General features: G+C 69.3%; 28 protein-coding genes and 1 pseudogene. 14 read left to right on the top strand and 15 right to left on the bottom strand.

Annotated elements, in window-relative coordinates; genetic code table 11:
• Positions 1-112 precede the first annotated feature (112 nt).
• Entirely contained in the window at positions 113-1,390 is a 1,278-nt protein-coding gene (locus VGL85_RS06855) for a cytochrome P450 (RefSeq protein WP_331587369.1), read from the top strand.
• An 80-nt stretch (positions 1,391-1,470) separates the two neighbouring features.
• Here VGL85_RS06855 and VGL85_RS06850 read toward each other — a convergent pair whose 3' ends face one another.
• The 4 genes from VGL85_RS06850 to VGL85_RS06835 form a co-directional block, all read right to left on the bottom strand.
• The gene (locus VGL85_RS06850; RefSeq protein ID WP_331587367.1) at positions 1,471-2,169 is read right to left on the bottom strand and encodes a PEPxxWA-CTERM sorting domain-containing protein; all 699 of its coding nucleotides are present in this window, start codon (positions 2,167-2,169) and stop codon (positions 1,471-1,473) included.
• 182 nt (positions 2,170-2,351) lie between these two features.
• A complete protein-coding gene (locus VGL85_RS06845; RefSeq protein ID WP_331587365.1) occupies positions 2,352-2,645 on the bottom strand; it encodes a putative quinol monooxygenase in 294 nt (97 codons plus the stop codon).
• Positions 2,646-2,865: 220 nt separating this feature from the next.
• A complete protein-coding gene (locus tag VGL85_RS06840; protein ID WP_331587363.1) occupies positions 2,866-3,180 on the bottom strand; it encodes a hypothetical protein in 315 nt (104 codons plus the stop codon).
• Between the two features lie 71 nt (positions 3,181-3,251).
• Complete coding sequence (locus tag VGL85_RS06835; protein ID WP_331587361.1) at positions 3,252-3,959, bottom strand: DnaJ family molecular chaperone; 708 nt, start codon at positions 3,957-3,959, stop codon at positions 3,252-3,254.
• Positions 3,960-4,072: 113 nt separating this feature from the next.
• Between VGL85_RS06835 and VGL85_RS06830 the strand changes: the two genes are divergently transcribed.
• The 7 genes from VGL85_RS06830 to VGL85_RS06800 all read left to right on the top strand — a co-directional run bounded on the left by VGL85_RS06830 (position 4,073) and on the right by VGL85_RS06800 (position 14,186).
• The gene (locus VGL85_RS06830; RefSeq protein WP_331587359.1) at positions 4,073-7,813 is read left to right on the top strand and encodes a hydantoinase B/oxoprolinase family protein; all 3,741 of its coding nucleotides are present in this window, start codon (positions 4,073-4,075) and stop codon (positions 7,811-7,813) included.
• Positions 7,814-7,887: 74 nt separating this feature from the next.
• Positions 7,888-8,676 (top strand): hypothetical protein, encoded by a 789-nt coding sequence (locus VGL85_RS06825; protein ID WP_331587357.1) that lies wholly within the window; start codon positions 7,888-7,890, stop codon positions 8,674-8,676.
• Between the two features lie 153 nt (positions 8,677-8,829).
• Positions 8,830-11,091, top strand: a complete 2,262-nt coding sequence (locus VGL85_RS06820) for a TonB-dependent receptor (protein ID WP_331587355.1) — start codon at positions 8,830-8,832, stop codon at positions 11,089-11,091.
• A 138-nt stretch (positions 11,092-11,229) separates the two neighbouring features.
• A complete protein-coding gene (locus tag VGL85_RS06815) occupies positions 11,230-11,766 on the top strand; it encodes a UrcA family protein (RefSeq protein ID WP_331587353.1) in 537 nt (178 codons plus the stop codon).
• A gap of 73 nt (positions 11,767-11,839) precedes the next feature.
• Entirely contained in the window at positions 11,840-12,274 is a 435-nt protein-coding gene (locus tag VGL85_RS06810; RefSeq protein WP_331587351.1) for a hypothetical protein, read from the top strand.
• Positions 12,275-12,719: 445 nt separating this feature from the next.
• A complete protein-coding gene (locus tag VGL85_RS06805; RefSeq protein WP_331587349.1) occupies positions 12,720-13,829 on the top strand; it encodes a hypothetical protein in 1,110 nt (369 codons plus the stop codon).
• Between the two features lie 177 nt (positions 13,830-14,006).
• On the top strand, positions 14,007-14,186 hold the full coding sequence (locus VGL85_RS06800; RefSeq protein ID WP_331587347.1) for a hypothetical protein: 180 nt from the start codon (positions 14,007-14,009) through the stop codon (positions 14,184-14,186).
• A 36-nt stretch (positions 14,187-14,222) separates the two neighbouring features.
• On the opposite strand, the gene VGL85_RS06795 is transcribed toward VGL85_RS06800, so the two are convergent.
• A complete protein-coding gene (locus VGL85_RS06795) occupies positions 14,223-14,951 on the bottom strand; it encodes a PEPxxWA-CTERM sorting domain-containing protein (RefSeq protein WP_331587345.1) in 729 nt (242 codons plus the stop codon).
• 615 nt (positions 14,952-15,566) lie between these two features.
• Between VGL85_RS06795 and VGL85_RS06790 the strand changes: the two genes are divergently transcribed.
• Positions 15,567-15,770, top strand: coding sequence for a hypothetical protein (locus VGL85_RS06790; protein ID WP_331587343.1), 204 nt, complete (start codon positions 15,567-15,569; stop codon positions 15,768-15,770).
• A 12-nt stretch (positions 15,771-15,782) separates the two neighbouring features.
• On the opposite strand, the gene VGL85_RS06785 is transcribed toward VGL85_RS06790, so the two are convergent.
• From VGL85_RS06785 to VGL85_RS06775, 3 genes are all read right to left on the bottom strand, one after another.
• Positions 15,783-16,178 (bottom strand): hypothetical protein, encoded by a 396-nt coding sequence (locus tag VGL85_RS06785; RefSeq protein WP_331587341.1) that lies wholly within the window; start codon positions 16,176-16,178, stop codon positions 15,783-15,785.
• A 145-nt stretch (positions 16,179-16,323) separates the two neighbouring features.
• Positions 16,324-17,121 carry an enoyl-CoA hydratase/isomerase family protein gene (locus VGL85_RS06780; protein WP_331587339.1) on the bottom strand — a complete coding sequence of 266 codons (798 nt, stop codon included), beginning with the start codon at positions 17,119-17,121 and terminating at the stop codon, positions 16,324-16,326.
• A gap of 184 nt (positions 17,122-17,305) precedes the next feature.
• Positions 17,306-17,497: a hypothetical protein gene (locus VGL85_RS06775; RefSeq protein WP_331587337.1), complete on the bottom strand. Its 192-nt coding sequence runs from the start codon at positions 17,495-17,497 to the stop codon at positions 17,306-17,308.
• 107 nt (positions 17,498-17,604) lie between these two features.
• Here VGL85_RS06775 and VGL85_RS06770 point away from each other — a divergent pair, with 107 nt between their 5' ends.
• Positions 17,605-17,907, top strand: coding sequence for a hypothetical protein (locus VGL85_RS06770; protein ID WP_331587335.1), 303 nt, complete (start codon positions 17,605-17,607; stop codon positions 17,905-17,907).
• 110 nt (positions 17,908-18,017) lie between these two features.
• Here the strand turns inward: VGL85_RS06770 and VGL85_RS06765 are convergent, their stop codons facing one another.
• Both VGL85_RS06765 and VGL85_RS06760 read right to left on the bottom strand, forming a co-directional pair.
• On the bottom strand, positions 18,018-18,443 hold the full coding sequence (locus VGL85_RS06765) for an SRPBCC domain-containing protein (RefSeq protein ID WP_331587333.1): 426 nt from the start codon (positions 18,441-18,443) through the stop codon (positions 18,018-18,020).
• A gap of 165 nt (positions 18,444-18,608) precedes the next feature.
• On the bottom strand, positions 18,609-19,115 hold the full coding sequence (locus tag VGL85_RS06760; RefSeq protein WP_331587331.1) for an SRPBCC family protein: 507 nt from the start codon (positions 19,113-19,115) through the stop codon (positions 18,609-18,611).
• A gap of 42 nt (positions 19,116-19,157) precedes the next feature.
• Between VGL85_RS06760 and VGL85_RS06755 the strand changes: the two genes are divergently transcribed.
• Positions 19,158-19,760: a TetR/AcrR family transcriptional regulator gene (locus VGL85_RS06755; protein WP_331587329.1), complete on the top strand. Its 603-nt coding sequence runs from the start codon at positions 19,158-19,160 to the stop codon at positions 19,758-19,760.
• Between the two features lie 79 nt (positions 19,761-19,839).
• Here VGL85_RS06755 and VGL85_RS06750 read toward each other — a convergent pair whose 3' ends face one another.
• A complete protein-coding gene (locus VGL85_RS06750) occupies positions 19,840-20,436 on the bottom strand; it encodes a TetR/AcrR family transcriptional regulator (RefSeq protein WP_331587327.1) in 597 nt (198 codons plus the stop codon).
• Between the two features lie 132 nt (positions 20,437-20,568).
• Here VGL85_RS06750 and VGL85_RS06745 point away from each other — a divergent pair.
• Positions 20,569-21,237: pseudogene (locus tag VGL85_RS06745) on the top strand (type II CAAX prenyl endopeptidase Rce1 family protein); the annotation flags it as partial.
• Positions 21,238-21,426: 189 nt separating this feature from the next.
• On the opposite strand, the gene ftrA reads toward VGL85_RS06745, so the two are convergent.
• Genes ftrA through VGL85_RS06725 form a run of 4 tightly spaced genes read right to left on the bottom strand, consistent with a single transcriptional unit; the run spans position 21,427 to position 24,780 of the window.
• The gene (gene ftrA, locus VGL85_RS06740; RefSeq protein ID WP_331587325.1) at positions 21,427-22,443 is read right to left on the bottom strand and encodes a transcriptional regulator FtrA; all 1,017 of its coding nucleotides are present in this window, start codon (positions 22,441-22,443) and stop codon (positions 21,427-21,429) included.
• Entirely contained in the window at positions 22,440-23,816 is a 1,377-nt protein-coding gene (locus VGL85_RS06735; RefSeq protein ID WP_331587323.1) for a pyridoxal phosphate-dependent decarboxylase family protein, read from the bottom strand. Before VGL85_RS06735 ends, ftrA begins: the two co-directional genes overlap by 4 nt.
• Before the next feature lie 44 nt (positions 23,817-23,860).
• Positions 23,861-24,352 carry a GNAT family N-acetyltransferase gene (locus VGL85_RS06730; protein WP_331587321.1) on the bottom strand — a complete coding sequence of 164 codons (492 nt, stop codon included), beginning with the start codon at positions 24,350-24,352 and terminating at the stop codon, positions 23,861-23,863.
• Positions 24,352-24,780 carry a rhodanese-like domain-containing protein gene (locus VGL85_RS06725; protein WP_331587319.1) on the bottom strand — a complete coding sequence of 143 codons (429 nt, stop codon included), beginning with the start codon at positions 24,778-24,780 and terminating at the stop codon, positions 24,352-24,354. Before VGL85_RS06725 ends, VGL85_RS06730 begins: the two co-directional genes overlap by 1 nt.
• A 181-nt stretch (positions 24,781-24,961) precedes the next feature.
• Between VGL85_RS06725 and VGL85_RS06720 the strand changes: the two genes are divergently transcribed.
• Complete coding sequence (locus VGL85_RS06720; RefSeq protein ID WP_331587317.1) at positions 24,962-25,339, top strand: nuclear transport factor 2 family protein; 378 nt, start codon at positions 24,962-24,964, stop codon at positions 25,337-25,339.
• Between the two features lie 273 nt (positions 25,340-25,612).
• Positions 25,613-26,193, top strand: a 581-nt coding sequence (locus VGL85_RS06715) for a hypothetical protein (protein WP_331587315.1), incomplete at its 3' end; no start/stop codon positions are given.

Here is a 26,193-nt window from a genome sequence, read left to right as displayed (position 1 = left end):
CGGGCGGCGGCGCTTCCCCTGCGCGCGCTTTGCGCGAATACTGGCCCCGCAAAGGCCGACCCCGTCCGAGCGCGTCCCGCCGGGAGGCCGCCCGCCCGCGGAGGACAAGGCCATGGATGACGGCTCGATCGACCTGAAGCGCGCGGCGCGCGAGGCGGCCTACGGCATGCCGCTCGCCGAGATCAATCCCTCGGACCCCGAGATCTTCCGCACCGACAGCTGGGCCCCCTATTTCGAGCGCCTGCGCGCCGAGGACCCGGTCCACTGGTCGGTGAGCCCGGACGAGGAGGTCGGCGGCTATTGGTCGGTCACCAAGTTCAACGACATCATGGCCGTGGACACCGACCACGCGGCCTTTTCCTCGGAGCCGACCATCGTCCTGCCGGACCCGGCGGAGGACTTCACGCTGCCGATGTTCATCGCCATGGACCCGCCGAAGCACGACGCCCAGCGCAAGACCGTGAGCCCGATCGTCGCCGGCGCGAACCTGGCCAAGATGGAGCCGGTGATCCGCGAGCGCGCCGCCGCGATCCTCGACGACTGCCCGATCGGCGTGGAATTCGACTGGGTGGACAAGGTCTCCATCGAGCTGACCACCATGACGCTGGCGACCCTGTTCGACTTCCCATGGGAAGACCGGCGCAAGCTGACCCGCTGGTCCGACGTGGCCACCGCCGCGCCGGAGAGCGGCGTCTTCTCCTCCACCGACCCGGAACTCGCCGAGCAGGAGCGCCGCGCCGAGCTGTTCGAGTGCGTCGACTACTTCATGCGGTTGTGGAACGAGCGGGTGAACGCCCCGCCGGCCTCGGACCTGATCTCCATGCTGGCGCACGGCGAGAGCACCCGCGACATGGACCGGATGGAGTATCTGGGGAACCTGATCCTGCTGATCGTCGGCGGCAACGACACCACGCGCAACACCATCTCCGGCTCGGTGCTGGCGCTGCACCAGAACCCCGACCAGGACCGCAAACTGCGCGACAACCTGGGCCTCATCCCCTCCATGGTCTCCGAGACCATCCGCTGGCAGACGCCGCTGGCCTATATGCGCCGCAGCGCCAACCGCGACTTCGAACTGGGCGGCAAGACCATCAAGGCCGGCGACAAGGTCGCCATGTGGTACGTCAGCGGCAACCGCGACGAAGAGGTGATCGCGCGGCCCAACGACTACATCATCGACCGCGAGCGGGTGCGCCAGCACCTGTCGTTCGGCTTCGGCATCCACCGCTGCGTCGGCAACCGCCTGGCCGAGCTGCAGCTGAAGATCATCTGGGAAGAGATCATCAAGCGCTTCCCGAAGATCGAGGTCGCCGGCCGGCCGACCTTCGTGAACTCCTCGTTCGTGAAGGGCTACGAGAAGCTGCCGGTGGTGATCCCGACCCGCAACTGAGCGGCCAAGCAAAAGCCCCGGCCTTGCGGCCGGGGCTTGGCTTATTCCGTGCGGTCCGGCTGGACCGCGCCTTGAGCTGCTCAGGCGGCCAGGGCGACCTGGCGGCGGCGGCGCAGCATGGCGCCGGCCCCACCGAAGCCCATGATCATCAGCGCCCAGGTCGTCGGCTCCGGAACCACGTTGCCGGCCACGATGTAGGCCCGGTCGACCACGAAGTCCGCGGCGGGGGCCAGGCCCGAGTTGTAGGTGAAGGCGGTGTCGTAGTTGCCGGCCACCGTGATGTCCGCCACGCCATGGAACGAGAACCACTCGCCAGGCGTCGTCGCATGGGCGCTGAAGTGCGCCAGGTCCACGCCGGCGATCGTGCCGTCGAAGGTCGCGTCGCCCGAGTTGGAGTGGCCGTTGAACGGCACATAGACGTCGAAGCCGATGGTGTAGAGGCCGACGTCGAGGAACACCGACTGCGACAGGCTTTCCTGCGAGTGGTCGGCCACGAAGTAGAGCGCGTTGTTGCCGACCGCATCGGGGCTGCCCGAGCCCACGGCGTTGTCCGCCGGGATCGGTTCGCCGAAGGCGCCGCCCGGATAGCTCGCGCTGGAATTGTAGGGAATGACCACCGCGGGGTGACCGGTCGGACCGACGTCGTCGCCGGTGCCCGTGTAGGTCCAGTCGAGCGTGCCGCTTTCGAAGCTGCCGTTGTTGATCAGGTTGACGGCGGCGCTGGCGCTGCCGGCGACCGCCAGGGCGGCAAGCACGCCAGTGGCGAAAATAAGCTTCATAACTACCCCCAAGGTCCAAACGGGCCGACCGCAACTTGCGGCTTGGAGGCGCACCCTTAGAGGTGATTCATAGCTTGGCAAGCAATTTCGAAGAACGGCGTTAAGTTTTGAGTAAGATTCACCTGAGACGCGAAAAAAAGCGCTAATTCCGGAGCTTAGCCTTAAGATTGGAGCCTCGCCGGTCAGTCGACGCCGTCGAGGTATTCGATTTCCGGGCGTCCGGCGAGCACGCCGGCGAACTTCGGGCCGGCCGCGCGGAAGTAATCGGTGCCGCCATGATGGGTCAGCGCGTCCTGGTCCTTGTAGACCTCCAGCACCTTGTAGACGCCGGGCTCGGCGCGGCTCTTGGTGAGCTGATAGGCCAGGTTTCCGGGCTCGTTGGCCCGCACCTGCCGGGCCAGGTCGCCGAAGAACGCCTCGAACTCGGCGGTCTTGCCGTCCTGGATCTTCAAGGTCGCGATCACGCCGATGCTCATGCCGTCCTCCGAACAGGTGTTTGAAAGACGGTAGTGAAGCTCTCCGCGAGTGTCATCCCGGTTTTGCGCAGCAAAGACCGGGACCCCTGGCGCCGAAGCAGCAGAGCATGCCCCACGGGCGACGCCGTGCTTGGACCTCGGATGCGGAGTTCATGGGGCTCGGTCTTGCGTGCCGCAAAACCGGGATGACAGCCGCGGGAACAAGCGGAAGAAGGAGGCGCTAGCGGCTCTCGTTCCAGCCGTAGGCGACCCAGTGGTGGCCGCCCAGGTGACGGGCTTCGATGACGCCGTCGGTGCGGGCGCGGGCCGTGCGGCGGGCCCGGAGCGCCAGGCCGGCGAAGCCCAACAAGGCGCTGGCCATCACGGCGATCAGGGCCAGGGTGGCGGCGAAGACCACGGCCAGGACGGCGCCGACCACCACCGCCGCGGCGGTCGCGATGAAACCCACCAGCACAGCCAGGCTGCGAAGGGCGGATCCGTGCCGGACGGCGAACTCTTTCACCATGGCGTCCTCATTGGCCCAGTACGGAGCCATATAAGGCTTATTTTGTCCCATGGTTGCCTTGCGTCAACCACGGACAACCACCGGGCGACGCAAACGCGGGGTTATGCCGCGCCTTTGAGCGGCGGTTTGGCGGCCATCGCGCGCCGCTCGCGCATGGCCATGTCGAAGGCCGCGTTGATCGCGGCGGCCTTGGCCTCGGCCACCTCGACGAACTCCTTCGGCAGGCCGCGCGCGCGGGCGCGATCGGGGTGCGCCTGGCTCAGCATGGCCCGCCAGGCGGTGCGCAGCTCGCCGTCGGAGACGTCGTAAGCCACGCCCAGCACCACATAGGGATCGTCGGCTTCGGCCCCCATGTGGATGGCCTTGACCCGGCGGAACACCAGGGGGCTCTGGCCGAACAACTCGGAGACCCGCTCCAGGTAGACGAGCTCGTCCGCCGTCACCGTCCCGTCGGAGACGGCGATGTAGAACAGCCCGTCCAGCACGTCCTCCAGCAGCTGCGGGCAGGCGTGGTAGCGCTTCTGCAGGCGCCGCGCGTAGCCCTCGAAGCCGCGCGTGGTCTGACGGGCCAGCTGGTAGAGGCGGCGCACATTGCCCTCGCTGCCGGGCTCGGGATGGAAGACCTCGGAGAAGGCGTCCCATTCGCCGGTCTGGGCGTCGCCGTCGGCCTTGGCCAGCTTGGCCCCAAGCGCGGTGACGGCCGTCGAGAACGCGGGGTCCTCGCCGGGCAGGCCCGGAGGGCAGACATCGCACTCGGCCTCGTCGAGGCGGCGAGCGGCGAGTCCGGCTATCTTGCGCCAGAAGCTCATTGGGATAAGCAGCCATACGAGCGGGCGGCTCGGGAAGCAATCGCGGGACAGGTTAAGTTTTGGATAGGTTCTGGCGCTTCTGGATCGCCCCCTTTTCTGTTGGGCGCCGATAGATGGCCGAAACAACCTGGCGCTTCTGGATCGATCGGGGCGGCACCTTCACCGACGTCATCGGCCAGGTTGCGAGCGGCCCGGACGCCGGCGCGGAAACCTCGGTGAAGCTGCTCTCCGCCTCGCCGGCCTATCCGGACGCCGCGGTCGAGGCCATGCGCCGCATCCTGGGCGCCGCGCCCGGCGCGCCCTTCCCGGCGGACCGCGTCGAATCCATCAAGATGGGCACCACGGTCGCCACCAACGCGCTTCTCGAACGGGCCGGCGCCAGGACCCTGTTCGTCGCCACCGAGGGCTTCGCCGACAGCGTGCTGATCGGCGACCAGGCGCGGCCGGAGCTCTTCGCGCTGACCATCGTGCGGCCGCCGCCGCTCTATTCGGGCGTCGTCACCGCCGACGAGCGGTTGGACGCCGAGGGCGGCGTCGTGCGCGCGCTGGACCGCGAGGCGCTCACCGCCAAGCTGCGCGCTGCGGTCGCCGAGGGCTACCGGTCCTGCGCCATCGCCTTGCTGCATGCCGACCTCAATCCCGACCATGAACGCGCGGCGGGCGAGATCGCCCGGGCCGCCGGATTCCCATTCGTTGCGCTGAGCCACGAGGTTTCACCCCTGCCGCGCTATATCCCGCGGGCCGAGACCACCATCGCCGACGCCTATCTGACGCCGGTCCTGCAGGCCTACGTCCAGCAGGTGGCCGAGGCGGTGGCCGGCGCGCCGCTGTTCTTCATGACCTCCTCCGGCGGATTGGTTCACGCCGAAGCCTTCCGGGGCCGCGACGCGGTGGTCTCCGGCCCGGCGGGCGGCGTGGTGGGCGTGGCCAGGACCGCGGTCCAGGCGGGCGCCCCGGCCGTGCTGGGCTTCGACATGGGCGGCACCTCCACCGACGTCTGCCGCTTCGCCGGCCGGCTGGAGCGGCGCGATGTCGCCAAGGTGGCCGGCGCCAAGATCCGCTCGCCCATGCTGGACGTGGAGACGGTGGCGGCCGGCGGCGGCTCGATCCTCACCTTCGACGGCATGCGCGCCCGCGCGGGGCCCGCCAGCGCCGGCGCCGATCCGGGCCCGGCGGCCTACGGGCGCGGCGGCCCCGCGACGGTCACCGACGCCAACCTGGTGCTGGGCCGGCTCGATCCGCGCTTCTTCCCCCAGGTGTTCGGGCCGAAGGGCGATGCGCCCCTCGATCCGGCCGCCGCCCGCGCCCGCCTCACCGAGCTTGCGACCGCCATGGGCGCGGCCAGCGTCGAGGCCGCCGCCGAGGGCTTCGTGGCCGTGGCCGTGGAGCAGATGGCCCAGGCCGTCCGCCGCATCTCCACCGAGCGCGGCTTCGACCCGCGCGATCATGCCCTGACAGCTTTCGGGGGCGCCGCCGGCCAGGTGGCCTGCCAGACCGCCGAGGCGCTGGCGGTGGGCGAAATCCTCTGCCCACGCTACGGCAGCGTGCTCAGCGCCTGGGGCATCGGCCAGGCCGAACTCAGCGCCCTGCGCCAGGCGGGGCTGGAGGCGCCGCTGTCGGCGGACGGCCTGGCCCGCGCCGAGGCCCTGCTGGGCGAGGTCGAGGCCGCCGCCCGCGCCGCGCTCGCCGACCAGGGCGCAGAGCCCGGCGCGATCCACCGCACGCTTCGCCTGCGCTACGACGGCGCCGACGCCGAACTGCCGGTCGCCCTCTGCGACCTCGCCGCCGCCAAGGCCGCCTTCGAAGACGCCCACCAGCGCCTGTTCGGCTTTACCGAACCCGCCCGCGCCATCCTGATCGCGGCGGTGGAGGCGGCGGCTCATTCAAAATCCGCTCATCCCGGCGAAAGCCGGGCCCCAAGCGGCGCATCGGCGACGGCGACGCCGCAAGCAAACCCCGAACTCGGCTCGGATCCCGGCTTTCGCCGGGACGGCCGGGTGAGAATGTTCGCCCACGGCGCCTGGCGCGACGCCCCGGTGATCTCCGCCGACAGCTTCAAGACCATCGAAGGCCCCGCGCTCATCGTCCGCGCCGACACCCAGATCGCCGTGGCCCCCGGCTGGCGGGCGCGCGCCGAGGCCGACGGCCTGATCCGGCTCTCCGCCACCGGCGCGGCGCGGTCCCAGGCCATCGCCCTGGACAAGCCCGACCCCGTCACCCTGGAGCTGTTCAACCGCCGCTTCATGGGCGTGGCCGAGGCCATGGGCGCGGCCCTGGAGCGCACCGCGCACTCGGTGAACATCAAGGAGCGGCTGGACTTCTCCTGCGCCCTGTTCGACGCCGATGGCGGCCTGGTGGCCAACGCCCCGCACATGCCGGTGCATCTGGGCTCCATGGGCGCCTCCGTCCGCGCCGTGCGCGACCGCCATCCGAAGCTCCAGGCCGGCCAGGCCTTCGCGCTCAACAACCCCTACGCCGGCGGCACCCACCTGCCCGACATCACCGTGGTCATGCCGGTGTTCATGGATCGCTCCTCCCCCGTCGAAACGGGGGAGGTGGATCGCGCGAAGACGCGAGGCGGAGGGGGTCGGCCACCGCGCGCCCCCTCCGTCGGCTCCGCCGACACCTCCCCCGAAGTCTTCGCTTCGGGGGAGGAGCCGACCTTCTACGTCGCCGCGCGCGGCCACCACGCCGACGTGGGCGGCGTCCAGCCCGGCTCCATGCCGCCCTTCTCGCATACCATCGACGAGGAGGGCGTGATGCTGGACGCCCTGCCAATCATGCGCGAAGGCCGCTTCCTCGAGGACGAGACCCGCGCCGCTCTGGGTTCCGGGCCCTGGCCGGCGCGCAATCCCGAACAGAACCTCGCCGACTTGAAGGCCCAGATCGCCGCCTGCCAGGCCGGCGCCGCCGCCGTGGCCGACATGATCCGCAGCTACGGGGCCGACGTGGTCGCCCGCTACATGACCTTCGTGCAGCAGAACGCCGCCGCCGCCGTGCGCCGCGCGGTGGGCAAGCTCACCGACGGCCACGCCCGCGTGCCGGTGGACGGCGGCGGCGAGATCGTGGTCACCACCACCGTCGATGCGGCGGCCGGGACCGCGACGCTCGACTTCACGCAAAGCGCCGACCAGCTGCCCACCAACTTCAACGGCCCCTCGGCCATCGTCGACGCCGCGGCGCTCTATGTGTTCCGCACCCTGGTGGACGACGACATCCCGCTGAACGCCGGCTGCCTGGAGCCGCTGGAGATCAAGACACGCCCCGGCTCCATGCTCGATCCGCGCCCGCCCGCCGCCGTGGTGGCCGGCAATGTCGAGACCAGCCAGCACCTGGTGGATTCGCTCTATGCGGCGCTGGGCGTGATGGCCAACTGCCTGGGCACCATGAGCAACTTCACCTTCGGCGACGAGACCCGCCAGTACTACGAGACCATCTGCGGCGGCTCCGGCGCGACGGCGAACGCGCCCGGCGCCAGCGCCTGCCACACCCACATGACCAACTCGCGCCTGACCGACCCGGAGATCCTCGAGCGCCGCTTCCCGGTCAGGGTGGAGAGCTTCGGCGTGCGCCATGGCTCCGGCGGCGCGGGCGCGCAGCGAGGCGGCGACGGCTCGCGCCGGCGCATCCGGTTCCTGGCGCCCATGGAGGCGGCCCTGCTGTCGTCGCGCCGCGAGCACGCGCCGCAGGGGCTGAAGGGCGGCGGCCCCGCCCTGCCCGGCCGCCAGCGCCTGGTCGCCGCTGACGGGACGGTCACCGAGCTTCCCGGCTGCTTCGCCGTCGAGGTCGCCGCCGGCGACATCATCGAAATCGAAACACCCGGCGGCGGCGGCTTCGGGCCGGCGCAGCCATAGACAACAAGCACACCTGGCGGCGGCTTCGGCGCGCCCGCCTGATTTTCGCTGGAATTCGAGGTATTCAGGCCCGCATGGCTTCCATCGCAATCGCTCTCGCCCTCTTCCTGCAAGGCCAGCCCGCGGCCGAGGCGCAGGCCGCCCCGCCGCCCGAGGCCGCGGAAGAACCCAGGCTGCCGGCCGGCGCGCCCAAGGACGACTATCAGTTCGTCGGCTGGTGCTACGGCATGCTGCGCGGCTATCTCGACCTGCACGACCAGGTGATGCCCGAGGTCACCCGCATCGAATCGGAGTTCCGGCCACCGGACCGCAAGCTGTCGGACGACCTCAAGGTCTATGCCGACATGCAGAAGGAGGGCCGCGCGCAGCTGAAGCTGTTCCAGTCCGCCCTGACCGCCGCCGAAAAGGCCAGCCTGAAGCCGATCAACACCCTGGGCGCGCAGGCCGTGTCCAAGGGCGCCGACGTCTGGCGCGCGGCCCCCGACGTCACGCCCGCGCGCCTGGCCCAGGAGTGGATGAGCTGGGCGCTGCCGGGCCGCTGCGAGGTCACCGCCAAGGCGCTGAAGGCCAACGCGACCCTGCTGGGCGGCGCCTTCAAGGTCAACGCCGAGGACGACACCCCGGCCGAGCCCGCCCCGGCGGCGGGTGCGGACGCCAAGCCGGCCGAGGCCGCGCCCCCCGAAGCCGCACACGCCGAAGCCGCGACCTCCGACCCGGCGCCGGCCGCCGCGAGCCCCGAGGCCCCGCCGCCCGCCGATCCCGCCGCCGATCCCAAGCCCGCGGCCGACCCGGCGGCCGTCATGCTCGAACCTTCGACTCCGCCGGCCAAGACCAAGGCGAAGAAGAAGCCCAAACCGCAGTGACCGCTACTCTGTAACGTCCTGTAACCCCGCGGGAACCGTAAGAAACTTGGCGTGGCGCGCCGGCGGTGGAGGTTGCCGTCTCCCGCGCCGTGCGCCACCTCCCCGGCGACCCGAGCGGCGCGGGCTTTTTATGCGCCCACGATCGGATCCGAGTTGACCTTTTCCGCCACCGCGGCCCGGCCCAGCCTCCGCCGCTCCCTGTTCGCCGCCGCCGGCGCGCTCAGCCTCATCCTGGCGGCCCCGGCCCATGCGGGGACGAACGACGCCGAGGCCGCGGGCCAGGCGACCCAGCCCGCATCCGCCAAGCCCGCGCCGGGAACGCCCGCCCCTGCGAAGCCCGCGGCCAAGACCAAGGCGGTCAGCGAGGTGGTGGTCACCGGCTCGCGCATCAACCTGATGGGCATCGCCGAGACCGCCTCCCAGGGCTCGATCACCCAGGAGGAGCTGCAGCTGCGCCCGGTCTACCGCGTGGGCCAGTTGCTGGAGACCACGCCCGGCCTGGTGGTCACCGTCCATTCCGGCGAGGGCAAGGCCCAGCAATACCTGGTGCGCGGCTTCAACCTCGACCACGGCACCGACATCGCCAACTTCGTCGACGACATGCCGGTCAACCGCTCCACCAACACCCACGGCCAGGGCTATTCCGACGCCAACTTCATGATGCCCGAGGTCACCAATGGCCTCGACTACACCAAGGGCCCCTACTACGCCGCGGTCGGCGACTTCGGCGCGGTGGTCTCGACCCATGTGAAGCTGGCCGACGAGATCCCCAACCAGATGTCGGCCACGCTCGGCACGCTGGGCGTCTACAACGGCTTCATCGGCGGCACCTACCACATCGACGACCGCGACCGGGTCCTGGGCGGGTTCTACCTCGGCCACGTGGACGGGCCGTTCGACCACCCGGACAACTTCCGCAAGATCGACGGCGTGGTCCGCTACAGCCACGGCCAGACCGACGACGGCTACGACCTCACGGCCATGTACTACAAGGGCCAGGGGAACATGACGACCGACCAGCCGCTGCGGGCCATCCGGGAAGGGCTGATCAGCCGCTTCGGCACCCTGGACCCGTCGGACGGCAGCTATTCGGAGCGCATCAGCCTTTCCAGCCACTTCGCCGCCAAGGGCGACGCCGGTGACGGGGCGAGCTGGCGCTTCACCGCCAACGCCTATGCGATCCGCTGGCGGATGTTCCTGTTCAACGACTTCACCCACTTCCTCGACGACCCGGTCAACGGCGACCAGGAAAAACAGGACGAGACCCGCACCACGCTGGGCGGCGCCTCGGCGTTCCGCCTGCTGAAGGCGTTCGGCGACATCTCCACCGACACCACCGTGGGCGTGCAGCTGCGCTACGACGACGCCTATGTGGACCGCCGCCACACCGACCACCGCCAGGTGCTGCCCACCTGTTCGGAGGAGCAGCCCGACGGCCCGGCGATCCAGATCCCGGCCACCAACGGCGCCTGCAACGCCGACCGGGTGCATCTGCTCGACCTCGGCCCCTATATCGAGAACACCACCTATTGGACCTCGTGGCTGCGCACCATCGTGGGCCTGCGCGAGGAGTACTATCGCGCCACCGACCACAGCTTCATCTCCGGCTTCTCCGGCGCGGAAAGCCAGACCCTGTTCCAGCCCAAGGGCTCGATCGTCTTCGGCCCCTTCTACCAGACCGAGCTCTATCTCTCGGCCGGTCGCGGCTTCCATTCCGACGACGTCCGCGGGGTGTTCGGCACCGTGCCGCTGGAGGGCGTGCCGGGCGCCGCCGGGCGCACGCCGCTGCTGGCCGCCGCCACCGGCGAGGAGCTTGGCATCCGCACCAACCTGATCCCCAACGTCGCCGTGCAGCTCTCCGTCTTCCAGGAGGACTTCCGTTCGGAGCTGACCTACAACGCCGACGCCGGCCAGGACGAAGCCAGCGCCCCCAGCCGCCGCCGGGGCGTGGAAGTCTCCGCCCAGTACAAGCCGCTGGAGTGGCTGGAGCTGAACACAGACCTGGCCTTCAGCCGCGCCCGCTACACCGGCGACCTCACCGCCTTCGACCTCGCCCAGCCGTTCATCGCCAACGCGCCCACCTTCATCGGCTCGTTCGGGGTGCTGGTGGACAACCTGGGGCCCTGGTTCGGCGGCCTCCAGTGGCGCGCGCTGGGCAAGTACCCGATCAACGACGGCGAGGAGTTCCCGCAGGACAAGGGCTATTCCGAGTTCAACGCCGACATCGGCTACAGGGTGAGCCCGAAGCTGCGGCTGCAGCTTTCGGTCTTCAACCTGACCAACACCAAGGCCGATGCGGCCGCCTACTTCTACGCCGCGCGCCTGAAGGGCGAGCCGGCCGAGGGCATTCCCGACTTCCAGGTCCACCCGCTCGAGCCGATCTCCGTGCAGTTCAAGGCGACGGCCTACTTCTAGGGCCTCTAGGCGGCGGGCTTTGCTTCCCGGGCGGGAACCTCGCTGGTCCGCCGAGGTTTAGCTCCCCGTCGGGGGCCGCGGCGCGGCGCCCCCTTGCGAGGCGCTCCCGGCGCGGCCCCTTCAACAAGGAGCCCACCCATGCGCACGCTCGCGCTCGCCACCCTCACCGCATCGGCCGCGCTCATGGCCGCGCCCGCCCTGGCCCAGCCGGCCCAGCCCGCCTACGACACCAGCGTCGAGGCGCTTACCGTCACCGGCCACCTGCCCGGCTTCCGGATCCGCAGCCTGAGCGAGCGGGTCAGCTACGCCGACCTGGACCTGAACTACGCCGGCGACCGCCGCCGCCTCGAAATTCGGGTCAACAGCGCCGCGCGCCGGGTCTGCACCCAGCTGAACGAGGCCAGCCCGAGCGCCGCCAACCTCGGCAAGTCCTGCCAGGATCGCGCGGTGCGCGACGCCATGGGCCAGATCCACCAGGCCTATGCCGACGCGTCCAGCTCGTCGGCCTACGTCGACCGCTACGGCACGCCGACCAGCGCCACCGAGCCGGATCCGGACGCCTATGGCCCGCAGATTTCGACCAACGGCCCGATCCCCGACACCCCCGCCAACCGCGCCCGCTATGGCGCGCCGCTGTCGGCGGCCGGCAAGCGCACGTCGGCGATCGGCAACTAGGCGCCAGCAGCGCCCAGGCCGCCGTCCTTCGCGACCCGCGGGAACCGTTCGCACTCTGGCGGGTTGCGAGGTCATGGCCACGCTCGACATCCGGCCGCACTCGCGCCGCATCAGCGGCCTTGCGGTCGCCGCGCTCTCGGTGATCGCCGTGGGCGCCTTCGCCGAGGGTCTGGGCCATCAGCTGCGCCAAGACGAGGCGGCGGCGTTCCCCGCGCCTCAGGGGCCGCCGTTGCGCACCGACCTCGCCGCGGCCGCCACGCCCGCGCCGCTGTTGCCGGACCCGACGCCCGCGCCGGTCCGCCACGCCGCAGCCGCGCCCGACGAGACGGCGGCGGCGGCCGATGCGCTGGGCGCCGACGCCGGCGCCGCGGCCGCCCAGCCGGCCGACGCCCAACCTGGCGACACCAAGTCCAGCGACGCCCAGCCCACGGACGCCCCGCCTGCCGACTCTGCTCCGCCCGCGAGCGTTCCGCCGCAAGCGGCGACCCCGGACGAGGCGCCGCGCTGAACATCCTGAAAGCTCGACCTTGGTTCATCCGCCGGTCAGGCGATGGACCTTACTCCTGGGGCGGCCTGGCGGCGGCTGCGTGCCTTGTCGCCGACGGGCGGAGCCCCCGGCGCTTGGAGAGTTCGTAGCGTCGGGGGCTCTTGACCGGCTCGCTGGAGGGGTGGCCAAGCCCTTGAGGGGCAAGGCCGGTGAGCCGATCTGCCGCACTTGAGCGCGCCAACTTCGGCAAAATCGCGCCCCCCGTGGCGGCCTGCTGAAACAGTTCCGCAAAGATCGACGTGCAAAGGGGCGGCGCTGCGAAAGGCCATGCCCTCGAGCGACCCCGGCCTCACCCGGATTCATTGCCCGAGAACAGCGCTCGCCGTAGTTTGATTAAGTCATCTCCGCTGCGCCCACCGCCAGGAACAAGGACGGACGCGCCAACCGAAATTTCCTGGAGTCCGCCGTGAACCGCGCTCTCATCCTCGCCCTCGGAACCGCGATCTGCGCCGTTCCGCTCGTGGCCATCGCCGCCGACGACGCCAAGCCCGCGCCGGCCAAGGCCGCCCCGCAAAAAGCCGCCAAGACCGCGCCTGGCAAGGTCCCCATGGCCGCCGACGGCCATCCCGACCTGTCGGGCTTTTGGTCCAACGCCACCCTGACCCGCGAGACGCGTCCCGCCGCGCTCGGCGACCGGCTGGTCTACACCCCCGAAGAGGTCAAGAAGCTCGAGAACGCCGTGGTGGAAGAGGTCAAGGAGGGCAATGCGCCCACCGACCCCAACGCCCCGGCCGCCGCGCCCAAGATCGATCCGGCCAAGATCCGTCCGGAGTTCGCCGCGGCCGGCGGCGACGTCGGCGGCTACAACCGCGGCTGGCTCGACCCGGGCTCCTCGGTGATGCGTGTGCACGGCGAACCGCGCACCTCGTTCCTGACCACCCCGAACGGCCAGCCGCCGGCGCGCCTGGCCTCGGTTCAGGCGCCGCGCGGCTTCGGCCGCGGCGGCCTGGGCTCGTTCGACAACCCCGAGAACCGTTCGCTGGGCGAGCGCTGCATCCTGGGCTTCGGCCGCAACGCCGGCCCGCCGATGCTGCCCAACGGCTTCTACAACAACAACTACCAGTTCGTTCAGACGCCCGAGTCCATCGCCATCGACGTGGAGATGGTGCACGACACCCGCATCATCCGGCTGAACAGCACCCACCGCACCGACGGCGTGCGGCCGTGGATGGGTGACTCGATCGGCCACTGGGAGGGCAATACCCTGGTGGTGGAAACCACCAACATCCCACAGGCCCAGGCCTACAACGGCTCGTGGAAGAACCTGAAGGTCACCGAGCGCTTCACCCGTGATGGCGGCGACCGGGTGCTCTACCAGTACACGATCGACGACCCGACCACCTGGGCCAAGCCGTGGGGCGGCGAGTACGAGTTCTACAAGCTGCAGGGCATCGTCTACGAATACGCCTGCCACGAGGGCAATTACGCGCTTCCCGGCATGCTGGGCGGCGCGCGGCGCCAGGAGGCGGAAACCAAGGCCAAGGCGGCCGGCGGCGCAACCAAGGGCAGCGAATAGACCCTTAAGGGTTGTGTAAACACTGACGTTAAAGCCCCGGCTCCCCAGAGTCGGGGCTTTTTCTTTGGTTTTTTGCGGCGTTAGCCAACTTGCTTCACGGCCGTTTAGGCATAGGCGTTTAGATTGGGCCTCATCGCGTCGTGTTTTACGGTTCCGGCCATGGCCAGCAGCCAGTTTTTGGAGCTTCTTCGACACCTGCACCCGCTGACGGGCCATCCGCTGGCGGGGGTGATCGTCGCCGCCCTGCTGGCCGCGCTCATCGAGCAGCGCATGGCGCGCCGGCGCACGCCGGACTTCTCCGTCGCCTACCGGGACGTCAAGGGCCCGCCGCCAAAGGCGCCGGGCCCCCAACCTTAGCCTAGGCTGCGCGGGGTGACTGGAGCCCCGCTGGCCTCAGGCCCTGGCGCTACGCTCGCGACCGCGGCGCAGGACGCCGCCGATCCCGCCGAAGCCGATGATGATCAGCGCCCAGCTCGCCGGCTCCGGAATGTCGGCGGCGAGGTCCGACAGCGTCACCCGATCCAACAGCGGGCCCCGGTTGTCGGCGCTGTCGGTGCCGACGAAGGCGCTCACGCTGCCGGCGCTGGTCGCCGTGAAGCTGATGGTGAAGACCTGGAACGGGTCCGTGAAGTCCAGGTTCGTCGTCCCTGTCAGCATGCCGGGCGACAGCACGGGGGCGCCGAACCCCGTGGCGGTCGCCCCGGTGATCCCCGGCGCGCCGGTGAACCGGAAGCCGGCGAACAGGTCATCCACGCCGGTCCGCTGGTTGCCGCCCACGTCGAGGCTGAGCGTCACCACGTCGCCGGCGTTGAAGGCGAAGCTGCTCTTGGTCTGCAGCGTGCCGCCCGCCATCGTCGAGCCGTCCAGGTCGATGACATTGCCGGTGCTGTTGGTCCCCGATCCTACCAGGCCGAACGGATTGCCGCCGGCCAGCAGGTCCACCGTTCCGGTGACGACGTCGAAGTTGATGAACGCCGCATCGTTCCTCACCCAGCCGCCAGGCGGGACCGCCTCCGCGTCGAAATTGTCATCTAGAAACACCGCCGACCAGGCGTTCGACGCCATGCCCGACCCCAGGAGCGCCGCCATCCCGACGGCGCATAACCCGACCAAATTTCGCATCCGCAGCTCCCGAACTTTTCGAAAGCCCCCCACAACGCAGAGTGGTGTCACCTAACGCCGTTCCCGGGTCAAGCTCGGAAGAGATCACAAAGTTTTTGGTTTTTACCCGGGAACCATACAACGTCAGGGTGTGAATGGTGAAGCTTGCCGGCGCTGCCCCGGCTTCCCAGCACCGGCCTGGATCGTCGGCTTCGACCGGTCCAGGGCGCCCTGGCCGTCGCCGCCAGAGGCCGCGGCCAATGGCCTCACCGCCGGCCGCGGTGTCACCCCGCTGCAGGGTGAGCGGCGACGGGACCCTGCGCCCCAGCGGCCGGCGTGAAACTCGCCTCGACCCTGAAGATAACCTTCTGGAGCGCCGATGGCGCGCCGGTCGAGGGCGAGACGATTCGCGTGCCGATCCGCTTCAATCCAATGGGCGGCGGCGATTGACCCGAAGCTCTACCATGGCTAAAGCTTAGCTGTAACTTCTACGGCTAAGCTGCCGGAATTTAATCACAAATACGACGACAATCCGTCGCAGCGTCACTCCTACACATCGCCCCAGGCGCCCATCATGGGCACATGGCCAGTCCATGGAGCCCGCCGGGGATTGGGCGCCGCCGGGGAGTTATTGAAATGGTGCGCGCGATTAGCCTCTCGCCACGCGAGCGGCGTTGGCTTGCGATCATGGGATGGCTGGTGGGCGTCGCCCTGTTCATCCGACTGACGCAGGTGCTGCCCTGTTGCCAGCCGCCGCCGGTGGAGCTGGCCTTGCGCGGCCATGCCTGCGAGGCCGGCCTGACGGCCTGCCCGCGCTATGACGACTGCGCGCCGCGCTAGGTCCAGCCTGGTTCAGGGCTCCTCGCGCAGCCGCATCTTCAGCACGGCCGCGGCGACCATCGCGCTCAGCCCGACGATGAACAGCAGGCCCGCGCCGACCAGCAGGGCGTAGGACCGCTGGGCCTCGCCTTCGAAGTCGCCGCCGTACACCGCCCGCCCGCCGGCCAGGACCAGGCCGCCGATCGCCGCGCCGATGGCGGCCACGGCGACCAGGAACACCGACCAGGCGCCGATCATCGCCACCTTGGCGGGACGATAGCCCGGCGCCAGCCCCACCACCCGGTCCGAGAAGGTCAGGGTGAAGACCAGGACCGCGGCGTTGAGGCCCAGGAACGCCTTCGCCAGGTCGCGCGCCTCCGGGTAGTCGAATTTCAGGAACAGACCCGGCAGGTCGGCTGGCGAAACCATGGAACTCCACATGCGCGGACTTGGCGGCCCGCGATGCGGGACTCGTCTCAACCTAGTGGATTCTGAAGCTGCATCCTAGACGAGAGTCGCCGACCGGGCCTCAGCGAACTGCGATCTGCTGCCCGGACGCCTCGGCGTCCGCCCTTCATCGCCCCATGAACACCGGCTTGCGCTTCTCCAGGAAGGCGCGGCGCGCCTCCTGGCCGTCCTCGCTGCCGAAGGCCCTGCGGATGTTGGAGACCTCGTAGCGCAGCTGGCTCTCCAGGTCGGCGCTCTCGGAACTGCGCACCATGCCGCGCTTCAGCAGGCGAAGCGTGATCGGCGACCAGTCGCAAAGGCTGCGGCAATAGTCCGCCAGCCGTCCGGCGAACTCTGCGTCGCTCACCGCCTCGCCGGCCATGCCCCAGTCCACCGCCTCGGCGCCGACCACGGTGCGGTTCTCCATCATGAAGCGCATGGCCTTCTCGTAGCCCATGGCCTGCGGCAGGGTGACGGTCAGCCCCGCGTCCGGCGAGCCGCCGATCCGGGTGTAGCCGGCCATCAGCCGCGCGCTGGACGCGATCAGCCGCACGTCGCAGGCCATGGCCAGGCCCAGGCCCGCGCCCACCGCCACGCCGTTGATCCCGCCCACCACCGGCTTGTCGCAGCGCTTGCGGATCGCCAGCAGGAACTGGCCCACCCAGCCGATGTCGTCGAGCATCGCCGTCTGGGCCGTGTAGGGCGAATAGGGCTCCGAACCCGGCGACAGGTCGAGGCCCGCGCAGAAGGCGTCGCCCGAGCCGGTGATCGCCACCACCCAGACGTTGTCGTCGACCGCCGCGGCGTCCACCGCCTCCACCACGCCCCAGGCCAGTTCCTGGCTGAGCGCGTTCTTCTTCTCCGCGCGGTCCAGCATGATCGTGCGCACGTGACCCGCGTCGGTCACCTTCACCAGCCCGCCCATGAGCCTGTCTCCCTGTTGGCTGGCTTGAGCATAGGGCCCAGGCGCACAGTCCTCCAAGCGCCCCAAACCCCGCTCGTCCCAGCGAAAGCCGGGACCCAGGCTGAGGTTCAGGTGGAACCACCGCGCTTTCTGTTCCTGCCGCCCCATGGGTCCCGGCTTTCGCCGGGATGAGCGGGGGAAAGCTCTAGCGGTCGAGCTTTTGTGGTCCCGGCGAATTGGGATCCTTGACCTCCGGCAGCGGCACGCCGGCGTCGATCTTGGCCTGTTGGGCGCGCGACAGCGACCGGCGCTTGAAACCCAGGCGCAGCAACAGGATCGCCGCCAGGATCGCGACGATGACGCCCGCCAGCCAGAACAGTTGGGTGTGGTGATGCATGACCCGCCTCGATCACGGAAGCCGCGGCCCGGCGGGAGGTTCCGCGAAATCCGGACTCGCCAACCGCCATATGTTCTGCTTTTGTTCTGCACATGCGAAACGTGAAGATGCGTATCCTGCCGATCGGCGACAAGGCGACGCTCGGCGACCACCGGCACTATCCCGGCGCGCGGGTGATGATCGCGTGTTCCCTGTGCGGCTGGCAGAAGACCTACAATCCCGAGCGCGTCATCGCCCGGATGATGGAGCTGAAGACCGGCGGCACGGGCACGCCGCTGGAGCAGGTGGCCCGCCGCGTGGCCTGGAACTGCCCCGGCTGCGGCCGGGTCAAGTGGCGCTGCCACTTCGCCTGGCCCGCCGACTTCGACAGCCGCGAAGCCAAGCGCCAGATGCTGCAAAGCCGAGGCTGACGGCCTCCATGCGCTCAAGGCCCGGAAGGCGAGTTCAGCGACCGAGTTGGGCCGGGAGGCGACGTTGCCGACGGGCTGGCAAGCAGACGCTCGGCGCACGCGCATGCCGGTCAGCCGGCGAAGAACTTCCTCAAGGGCTCCCAATAGTGGGGCGCCCAGCCCGCGTTCAGGTGATCGAAATGTCCGGGCGGAAAGCCGGTGTGATCCAGCGTCAGCAAGGTTCCGCCGGCCTTGGGCGTCAGGTCGATCTTGACCAGCGAATAGACCCCCGGCGGGAAGTCTTCCACCGCGCGCCAGGCCTGGACGATCCGCTGGTTGGGAACCAGTTCGATGTTGCGGCCCATCACCTGGCCGCCGAACAGCGAGACGGCGCCGCCGGGCCTGGGGTCGATCGTGGCTGGAAAGCCGCTGAAGGCGGTGAAGGCCTTGGAACTCAGCAGGGCGGCATAGAGGCGCGCCGGCGCGGCGGCGAACGTCACCTCCTGATGGAGCGAGGTGCGGCCCGCAGTCTCCGCCCGCCCGGGCTTGACCGCCATGGGCTGCGCGGGCGCGCGGCCCGCTGCAGCGAGGCCGGCGAGCAACGCAACAGCTCCGAAGATTGAACGTCTATCAGCATCGATCGAGAGATCGTTTGAAGTGATCAGTGGCATAGAGATTCCCGGAATTGGATGAGGCAGGGAGGAAAGCTTGGCGTCTCGGTTCTACGCGGCATGGTCAGCGAGCATCTTGCGCATCGGCGCCCAGTAGTTGGCTTCCCACCCCGCCCCCAGATGATCGCCCTGGCCAGGCGGAAAGGCGCTGTGTTCCAAGGTCAGTTTCGTCCCATCACCCTGACCTTCCAGCTCGAACCGAACGAGGGAGTAGATCCCTTCGGGCCAGGGTCCGGCGCGCCAGCCCTGCACCAGTCGTCGGCCTTTCACAACCTCAAGGTTGCGGCCGGTGATCGCTCCGCCGAAGCAGGAGAACGAACCGCCGGCGGAACCGTCGATCTCGGCTGGCGCGCCCGTCATTCGGGTGAACGTCGGACCATCGACAAGGGCTTCGAACACCCGATCCGGCGTGGCCTCGAACGTCACGTCCTGGCGGATCACTTCAGTCATGCGGAGCTCCTGTTGCAAGGCCGAGGTCGCGACGAAGCGGCGCCTTAACCTTCGATCGGAGGCAAACACGTCACAAAAGATGTTCAACAACATCTTCTGAATGGCCATACTAGGCCGCGAAGAATTTGTTTTGGAATGAGAGGTTCGTCTGTGCCCTACGCACCCGGACATCGCGCCCAGACCCGCACGCGGATCGTCCGCAGCGCCCAGAGGCTTTTCAATCAGCATGGGTTCCAGGGCGTTTCGATCGACCAGATCATGGCCGACGCGCGCCTGACCCGGGGCGGCTTCTATCGCCACTTCTCCAGCAAGAGCGATCTCTACGCCGAGGCGATGGACTGCTTCTTCACCAATCCGGAATGCGGCAACCGTTGGGAAGGCGTCGAGGTCGATCCCGCCCAAGGGCCGATCGGGCCGCAGATCGTGCGCGCCTATCTATCCCGGCAGCACTTCCAGGACGTCCAGGATTCCTGCCCGATGGTGGCCTTGCCCAGCGACGTCGCGCGGAGCGACGGCAATGTCAGGCGAGCTTACGAGACGGCCCTGGAGGCGATGATCGCGCACCTCCAGACGGATGCTGCGGCGGCGACGGGCCGGCCGACCCGCGCCGAAGCGCTGGCGATCGCCGCCCTGTGTATCGGCGGCATGGTGGTCGCCCGGGCCAGCGAGAATGTCGCGATCGCCGACGAGGTCCGGGAGGCGGCGAAGGCGGCGGCCATGGCGATGGGCGGCTGGTCCGAATTCGACGCCTGAGGGCCGCGAGCCTGGGCCGGCGCGCCGACCCGAACCTCCACGCGCCGCAGGCGCCTTCTGAAAGGCCGCGTTCAACGCCCTAAGCAACATCAGGGTCTGCCTTGAGACTTGGACCGCTTATGAGCTGGAGCAGGGCTTCCAAGACCGGCGCGACGTCGCTCGACGGCTCGATGGCTTTGCGCACTTCGCACCCGGCGATGACGGCCGTGGTCAAGTCAGCCAGGACGGCCGGGTCCAGGCGACACGCCTGCGCCGCTGGCTCCAGCAGGCGCGCGAGCGAGGCGACCACCTCGCCGCGCTGGCGAAGATAGATCGATCTGACCTCGCGGTTGCCGATGGCCTCGGCCCAGATGCGCAGATCGTACTGGTTGCCGTGCGCGGCGTCGGACCGGCCGAACTCCCTGAAGAAGGCCCGCAGCTGCTCGATGGGCTCTCTCTCCTCCTGGACAGCTGACTCACGCCGGGCCGCGAGCCGCTCACCGAGTTCAGCCGTCGCCTGGACGATCGCATCCTTGTTCTCGAAGTAGCTGTAGACGGCGCCGGGGCTGAGCCCCGCTTCGGCGCAGATGTCCTGGATGGTCGCGTCCTGAAAGCCGCTGCGGCCAAAGCATTTCATAGCCGCGACGAGAATCTGGCGGCGGCGTTCGTCCTTCCGAGCGACGGAAATCTTCGGCATAAATAACGAATGCATATTCGATATAAAGAGTCAAGACGTTGTTTTTCCATAGAATATGGATCGTTGACGCCATAATAAAAAACGACTATTCGTTTTATTTACTCGGGCAGGCCGGGCTGGGAGCCAGACGCGATGCAACAGATCTTTCTGCGCCGGCCGAGGCTGGCTTTTTTCATCCTGACCTTCGCGATCGCCTGGTCCATCTGGCTGCCGGTCGGCTATCTGGCGCCGAAGTCTCTATTGCTGGCGATCATCCCGGGCGCCTGGGCGCCGAGCCTTGCCGCCATCCTCCTGACGGCGGTGTCCGAGGGTTGGGCGGGCGTGAAGCGCTACCTCGGAAGACTGTTCAAATGGCGCGTCGGCTTCGGCTGGTATGCCGTCGTGCTGTTCGGGACCGCGGCCATCGCCTACGCGGCGATCGGGCTCGGCGTGCTTCTTGGCGGCCACGTTCCGGCCCTCAGCCTGCCGGCCGGCGTTCGGCGCGACGCCTGGCCGCTGGTCATTCCGATCGCCTTCCTCGTCAACATCTTCATGGGCGGGCCGCTCGCCGAGGATCTCGGCTGGCGCGGCTACATCCTGCCGAAGCTTCGCGAGCGTATGGACGCCCTGACCGCCAGCCTGATCATCGGCGTCGTCTGGGCGCTGTGGCACGCGCCGCTGTTTCTGTTTCCCGAGGGGGCCAGCGTGGTCGGCCACATCCCGTTCCTCTGGTTCGCCTTGCTCACCACCGCCTGGTCGGTGCTGATGGGCTGGGCCTATGTGAACACCCGGAGCATCCTGATGCCCGTGCTGTTCCACGCCGCCATGAACACCACCCTCGGCACCCTGGGGGTCCTCGGGCAGGCGAATGGCAGCCTCACGCCGCTCATCCTGAACACCGCCTTGACCTGGGCGGCCGTCGCCGTCGTCGTCGCCGTCTATGGCCGAGATCTTCAGCGCGCGCATCTCGCCGGCCGAGGCTGGTTTCAGACTGGCGTCACCCAGCTCCCCTCAGGCCAACTTCCCCAGAACGGCCGTCGGATGATCTCCCGCTGGCGCACGGCCAAATCTGGCGCGATATCTCCCAGGACTGGCGTCGAAGCGACGCCGGAAGTGTCGTCGGAGGTTTTCGCCAGAGCCCAAGCCGCAGCCTTCGGCGACGTCGTCGATTGGCCGACGCGACTCCTCCAGCAGCGTCTTGGCCTGCGCCAGCCGCTCTTCAAGCAGCCATTCGCCCGGAGAAAGGCCGGTCGCAGCCTTGAAGCGGCGGATCAAGGTGCGCTCGCTCATCCCGGCCTGAGCCGCAAGCCGCTTCAGCGGTAGGGGCTCGTGCAGGCGCTCTCGGATCCAGTCGAACAAGGGGCCGAGTCGCGCGCCTTCCCGGGCCGGCGCCACGGCGCGCTCGATGAACTGAGCCTGGCCGCCCTCGCGGTGCGGCGGCACGACCAGCCGGCGCGCCACCACATTGGCCGCCGCGGGCCCGAAGTCATGGCGCACCACATGAAGGCAAAGGTCGATGCCGGCCGCACTGCCGGCGGAGCTGAGGATCGCGCCCTCGTCCGCGTAGAGGACGTCGGCGTCGACCCTTATGTCGGGATAGCGTTCGCGCAACAGGCTGGCGTAGCGCCAGTGGGTGGTCGCTGTGCGGCCGTCCAGCAGCCCGGCCTTGGCCAGGACGAACACGCCGGAACAGAGCGACATGATCCGCGCGCCGCGGGCCTGCGCGGTTTGCAGCGCTTCAACCAAGGGCGCGGGCGGGTCTTCGCGCGCATCGCGCCAGCCCGGCAGGACAATCAGGTCTGCGGCGGCCAGCAGCTCCAGCCCGCCGTCGCCAAGCACTTCCAGTCCCACCGGCCCCCGCAGCGGAACGGGCTCGGCTGCGGCGACCGCAAAGCGGTACCAGTCCTCGCCCATTTCGGGCCGCGGCAGCCCGAACACTTCGTAGGCGATGCCGAACTCGAATATGCAGAGCCGGTCGTAGGCCACCACCACGACCAGCGGCCCGCGGGTGGCGCCGAGGTTGCTCATCGGCGCGCCTTCCGGGCCTGGTCCAGTGCTGTCACCAGGGCCTCAAGGTCATCTTCGGTGGTCAGGAAACTGGTGATGCAGGCGCGCAGGCAAGCGTGACCAGTCGTGCGGGTGGTGGAGATCCAGGCCTGTCCCGTGTCGACGACCCGGCGCATCACCGCCTCCGGCTCGGCGCCGCCGACGTCGACAAAGCAGGCGACCGGCAGGGGGGTGTCGTTGATCACCCGCCAGCCGCTCTCGCCCAGCCGCCGCTTCAACAGATCGCCCATGGCGGCCTGATGGTTGATCTGCGCCGCCACGCCCTCGCGCCCCAGGGCGGCCAGGATCATGAACAGGCGCAGGCCGATGAACCGCCGGGACCACTGCTGGGACTGGGTGTAGAAATCGTCAGCCGGGGCGCCTTTCGGCATGTAGTCGGTGGCCACGTGGTAGGCGTCGGTGAGCCACGCCTTCCTGCGGCAGAAGAACATCCCCGCGCCCATCGGCGCCGAGAACCACTTGTGGGCGTCGACCGTGACGCTGTCGGCGCATTCGATCCCGGCCAGCGCCGGCGCCAGGGCCGGACTGAACCCAGCCGCCCCGGCCCAGGCCGCGTCCACATGGAAGTGCGCCCCGACCGCCTCGGCGAGCTCGGCAATGGGCCCCAGCGGGTCGATGGCGCCGGCGTTGGTCGTCCCCGCGGTCGCAACCACCAGCGCAGGAATGTCGCCGGCGTCGAGGTCCGCCGCGATAGCGGCGTGCAACCGGGTCGGGTCCATCCGACCGTCCGCGCCAACGTCCACCAAGCGCAAAGCCTGCCGGCCAATCCCAGCCTGGTGCAGCAGCTTCAGCCAGGCCAGGTGGCTCTCGGACGAAGCGTAGACGCGAGGCTGCGCACCGAGGCTTGCGGCGCCCGCCGCGCCAAAGGTTGGGAACCGCCGGGTGAGCGCCACCGTCAGGGCCGCGCCATTGGCCTCAGACCCGCCGGAGGTGAAATGCGACGACCCCGGCTCGACCGCCAGGCCTAGGCGTTGCGCCACGGCGGTCAGCACATGCAACTCGGCCTCGACGGCGGCCGGCGCGTGCGACCAGACGGCGAGCTGCGGGTTCCAGGCGGCGGACAGCATGTCGGCCACGATGCCCGGAAACGCCGGGGTGGGGTTGAACAGGCCGAAGCAACGCGCATGCGCGCTCTGCACCAGCCCCTCGTCCAGAAGCTGCGTGATGGCGTGAGCGACCTCCAAGGTCGGCCGGGGCTCTTCGAAATCGAATGCCGCAAGCCGGGCGCGGATTTCTGGCCCATCGAGCCGGGGCGTCACCGGCCGGTCGGCGACGAGGTCCGCAAGACGATCGGAGACCAAGTGGCCGGCCGCCTCTAGCGCGCGTTCGCGCACCGGACGATCAGGGTAAAGTGCATTTCGCCAGGACGCCTCGGCCATCACGCGCCGCGTTCCGCCTGGGCCGGTCGCGGCAGCTCCAGGGTCCAGGGCTGCCATTCGACGTCGGGCCGGCCGCCCTGGGCCCGATAGAAGGCCTGGGCGGCGGTGTTGTGGGGGAGGACAGTCCAGTTGATGCGAGAGGCGCCCATGCGCCCAGCCTCGGCCGCCACCGCGGCGAACAGGGCGCGTCCGACGCCGCGCGCCCGGGCGGGTTCAGCCACGAACATCTCCTTGAGCACCAGGGTAGGCCTGAAGTCGAAGGTCCAAGGAATGACATAGGTCACCGCCATGCCCAGCAACCCTTCGTCGCCGCCATCGGCGACGAAGGCGCGGAAGCGCGGCGCCTCGCCCAGGCCGTGGGCCGCCAGGTCCGCCTCCGAGACGGCGAAAGCGTCGGCATAGCCCTCGAACTCGGCAAGGCCCAGCATTAGCCACCGCAGGGCGGCGATGTCGCTGACCCCGAACGGGCGGACCTGGACAGCCTCGATCATCAAGCCGCTTCCCGCTCGCTCAGCGAGCCGGGCTCGGCGCCGAACACATGCTGGAAGCCTTCGTCCAGCCATCCCACCGCGCCGCCGATCATCAGCTTCACAGGTCGGCCCAGTCGCGCCAATCGCGACGCCGCCCGGTCGGCGCCGTTGCAGTGGGGACCCGCGCAATAGACCACGAAGGTGGTGTCGGCCGGCCAGGCGGCCATCCTGGATTCGATGATCTTGCCGTGCGGCAGGTTGATCGCGCCCGGCACGTGGCCAGCGGCATAGGTGTCCGGCGCGCGGACATCCAGCAGCACGAAGTCCTGATCGCCGCGGCTCATGGCGTCGTGGACGTCCCAACAATCGGCCTCGAACGTCAGCTTGGCGGCGAAATGGGCGACGGCTGTTTCCGAGGCGGCGGCGGGTGGGGATGTGACGTTGCTCATGGTGACCTCCCGTTGATGTCGCCCGAACTCTCGCCGCATCGGCCCCGCCCTACCATTGGCGGTTTCGCCACTTATCACAACGATCCCGCCAATTCCTTCCGCGCGCCAATTGGCGGAACAGTCGGGATGTTTGACCGATCCAGGGGCGCCCAAGGCCGCCCTCATGGCCGAGGATCGTCAGATGGATGAGACACAGGCGATCAACCGCGTGCGGCTGGCGACCTTGACCGCCGCCTGGGCCGCCGGCGACGCGGAGGCCGCCGCCGCCTGTTTCGCACCGGAAGGCGTCTATGCCGCCTCCGTGGGCCCGCAACCCGGCGCCACGTTCTACGGACGGCGCGAAATCCGCGACGGGATCGCCACGATGTTGGCCCTCGACCTCGGAGCGCCAAGGGTGATCGACGAACCGCTGTTCCTCAACGACCGCGCCATCACCACCTGGACCTATTGGAAGGGCGCCGGCGACGGCCTTCACGCCGTGCGGGGCTGCGACCTGTTCACCTTCTCGCGCGGGCGGATCCTCATGAAGGACGCCTTTCGCAAGACCCAGGTCGGCTAGGCCGGCATGTGGGCGCGGCGATCATTTGGTCGCCTCGACAACCTCTGGGGGCCCTATTGGCCTGCATCGTTCGATATCGGGGCGCGCCGCTAAGGTCCGTTCCCCATCTGTGGGCGCCCCCAACCAAGGGACCGCGCAAGGTCGGCCCCGCGCCAGTTGCGGACTCTGGCTCCGCGCCGGAAAAGCGACGTTCAAGGCCTGGCCAGAGACCGACCCATGGCGGACCTTCGGTGAGTCCGTCTACAGTCCCGTTCTGTGAACCGCCGGGGGCGCATGGACATCCACAAACCCAAGCCCTGGCACGGCCTTCGGGAGTTTCTGAAGGAATACGTGATCATCGTCGTGGGCGTGCTGACGGCGCTAGGCGCGGAGCAACTGGCCGCGTGGGTGCACGGGCGCGGCCAGGCCCAGGAAGCCCGGGAGGCGGTGCGAACGGAGATCGCGACCAACCTCGGCGCCCTGGAATGGCGGCGCTCGGAGGGGGCCTGTATCGACCGCCGGCTGAAGGAGATCGCGGCGGTCCTGGACGCGGTCGATGCCGGTAAGCCCACCCGGCCCGTGCTCTGGATCGGTCGCCCGAGCACCTTCCCGGTTTCGACCTTCCAGCTGGAGTCGGCCGCCCAGAGCGGGCGCGCCAGCTTGTTCCCGAACGCCGAACAGCAGGGCTACTCGCACATCTACGGGCCGCTCCAGACCTACCTCGAAGCCGGCAGGGCGGAGCAGATCAGCTGGGCGCACCTGCAGACCCTCGTCGGACCGCGCCGCCCGACCCCGGAGATGGTGGCGAACCTGCGCTTGGCGCTGGAGGATGCCGAGTACGAGAACTTCCGGATGAAGCTCACCGACAGGCTGGC

Origin of the sequence: Phenylobacterium sp., from assembly GCF_036501465.1 — a bacterium.
Lineage (GTDB): Bacteria > Pseudomonadota > Alphaproteobacteria > Caulobacterales > Caulobacteraceae > Phenylobacterium.
This window is presented reverse-complemented; position numbering and strand designations above follow the sequence as displayed.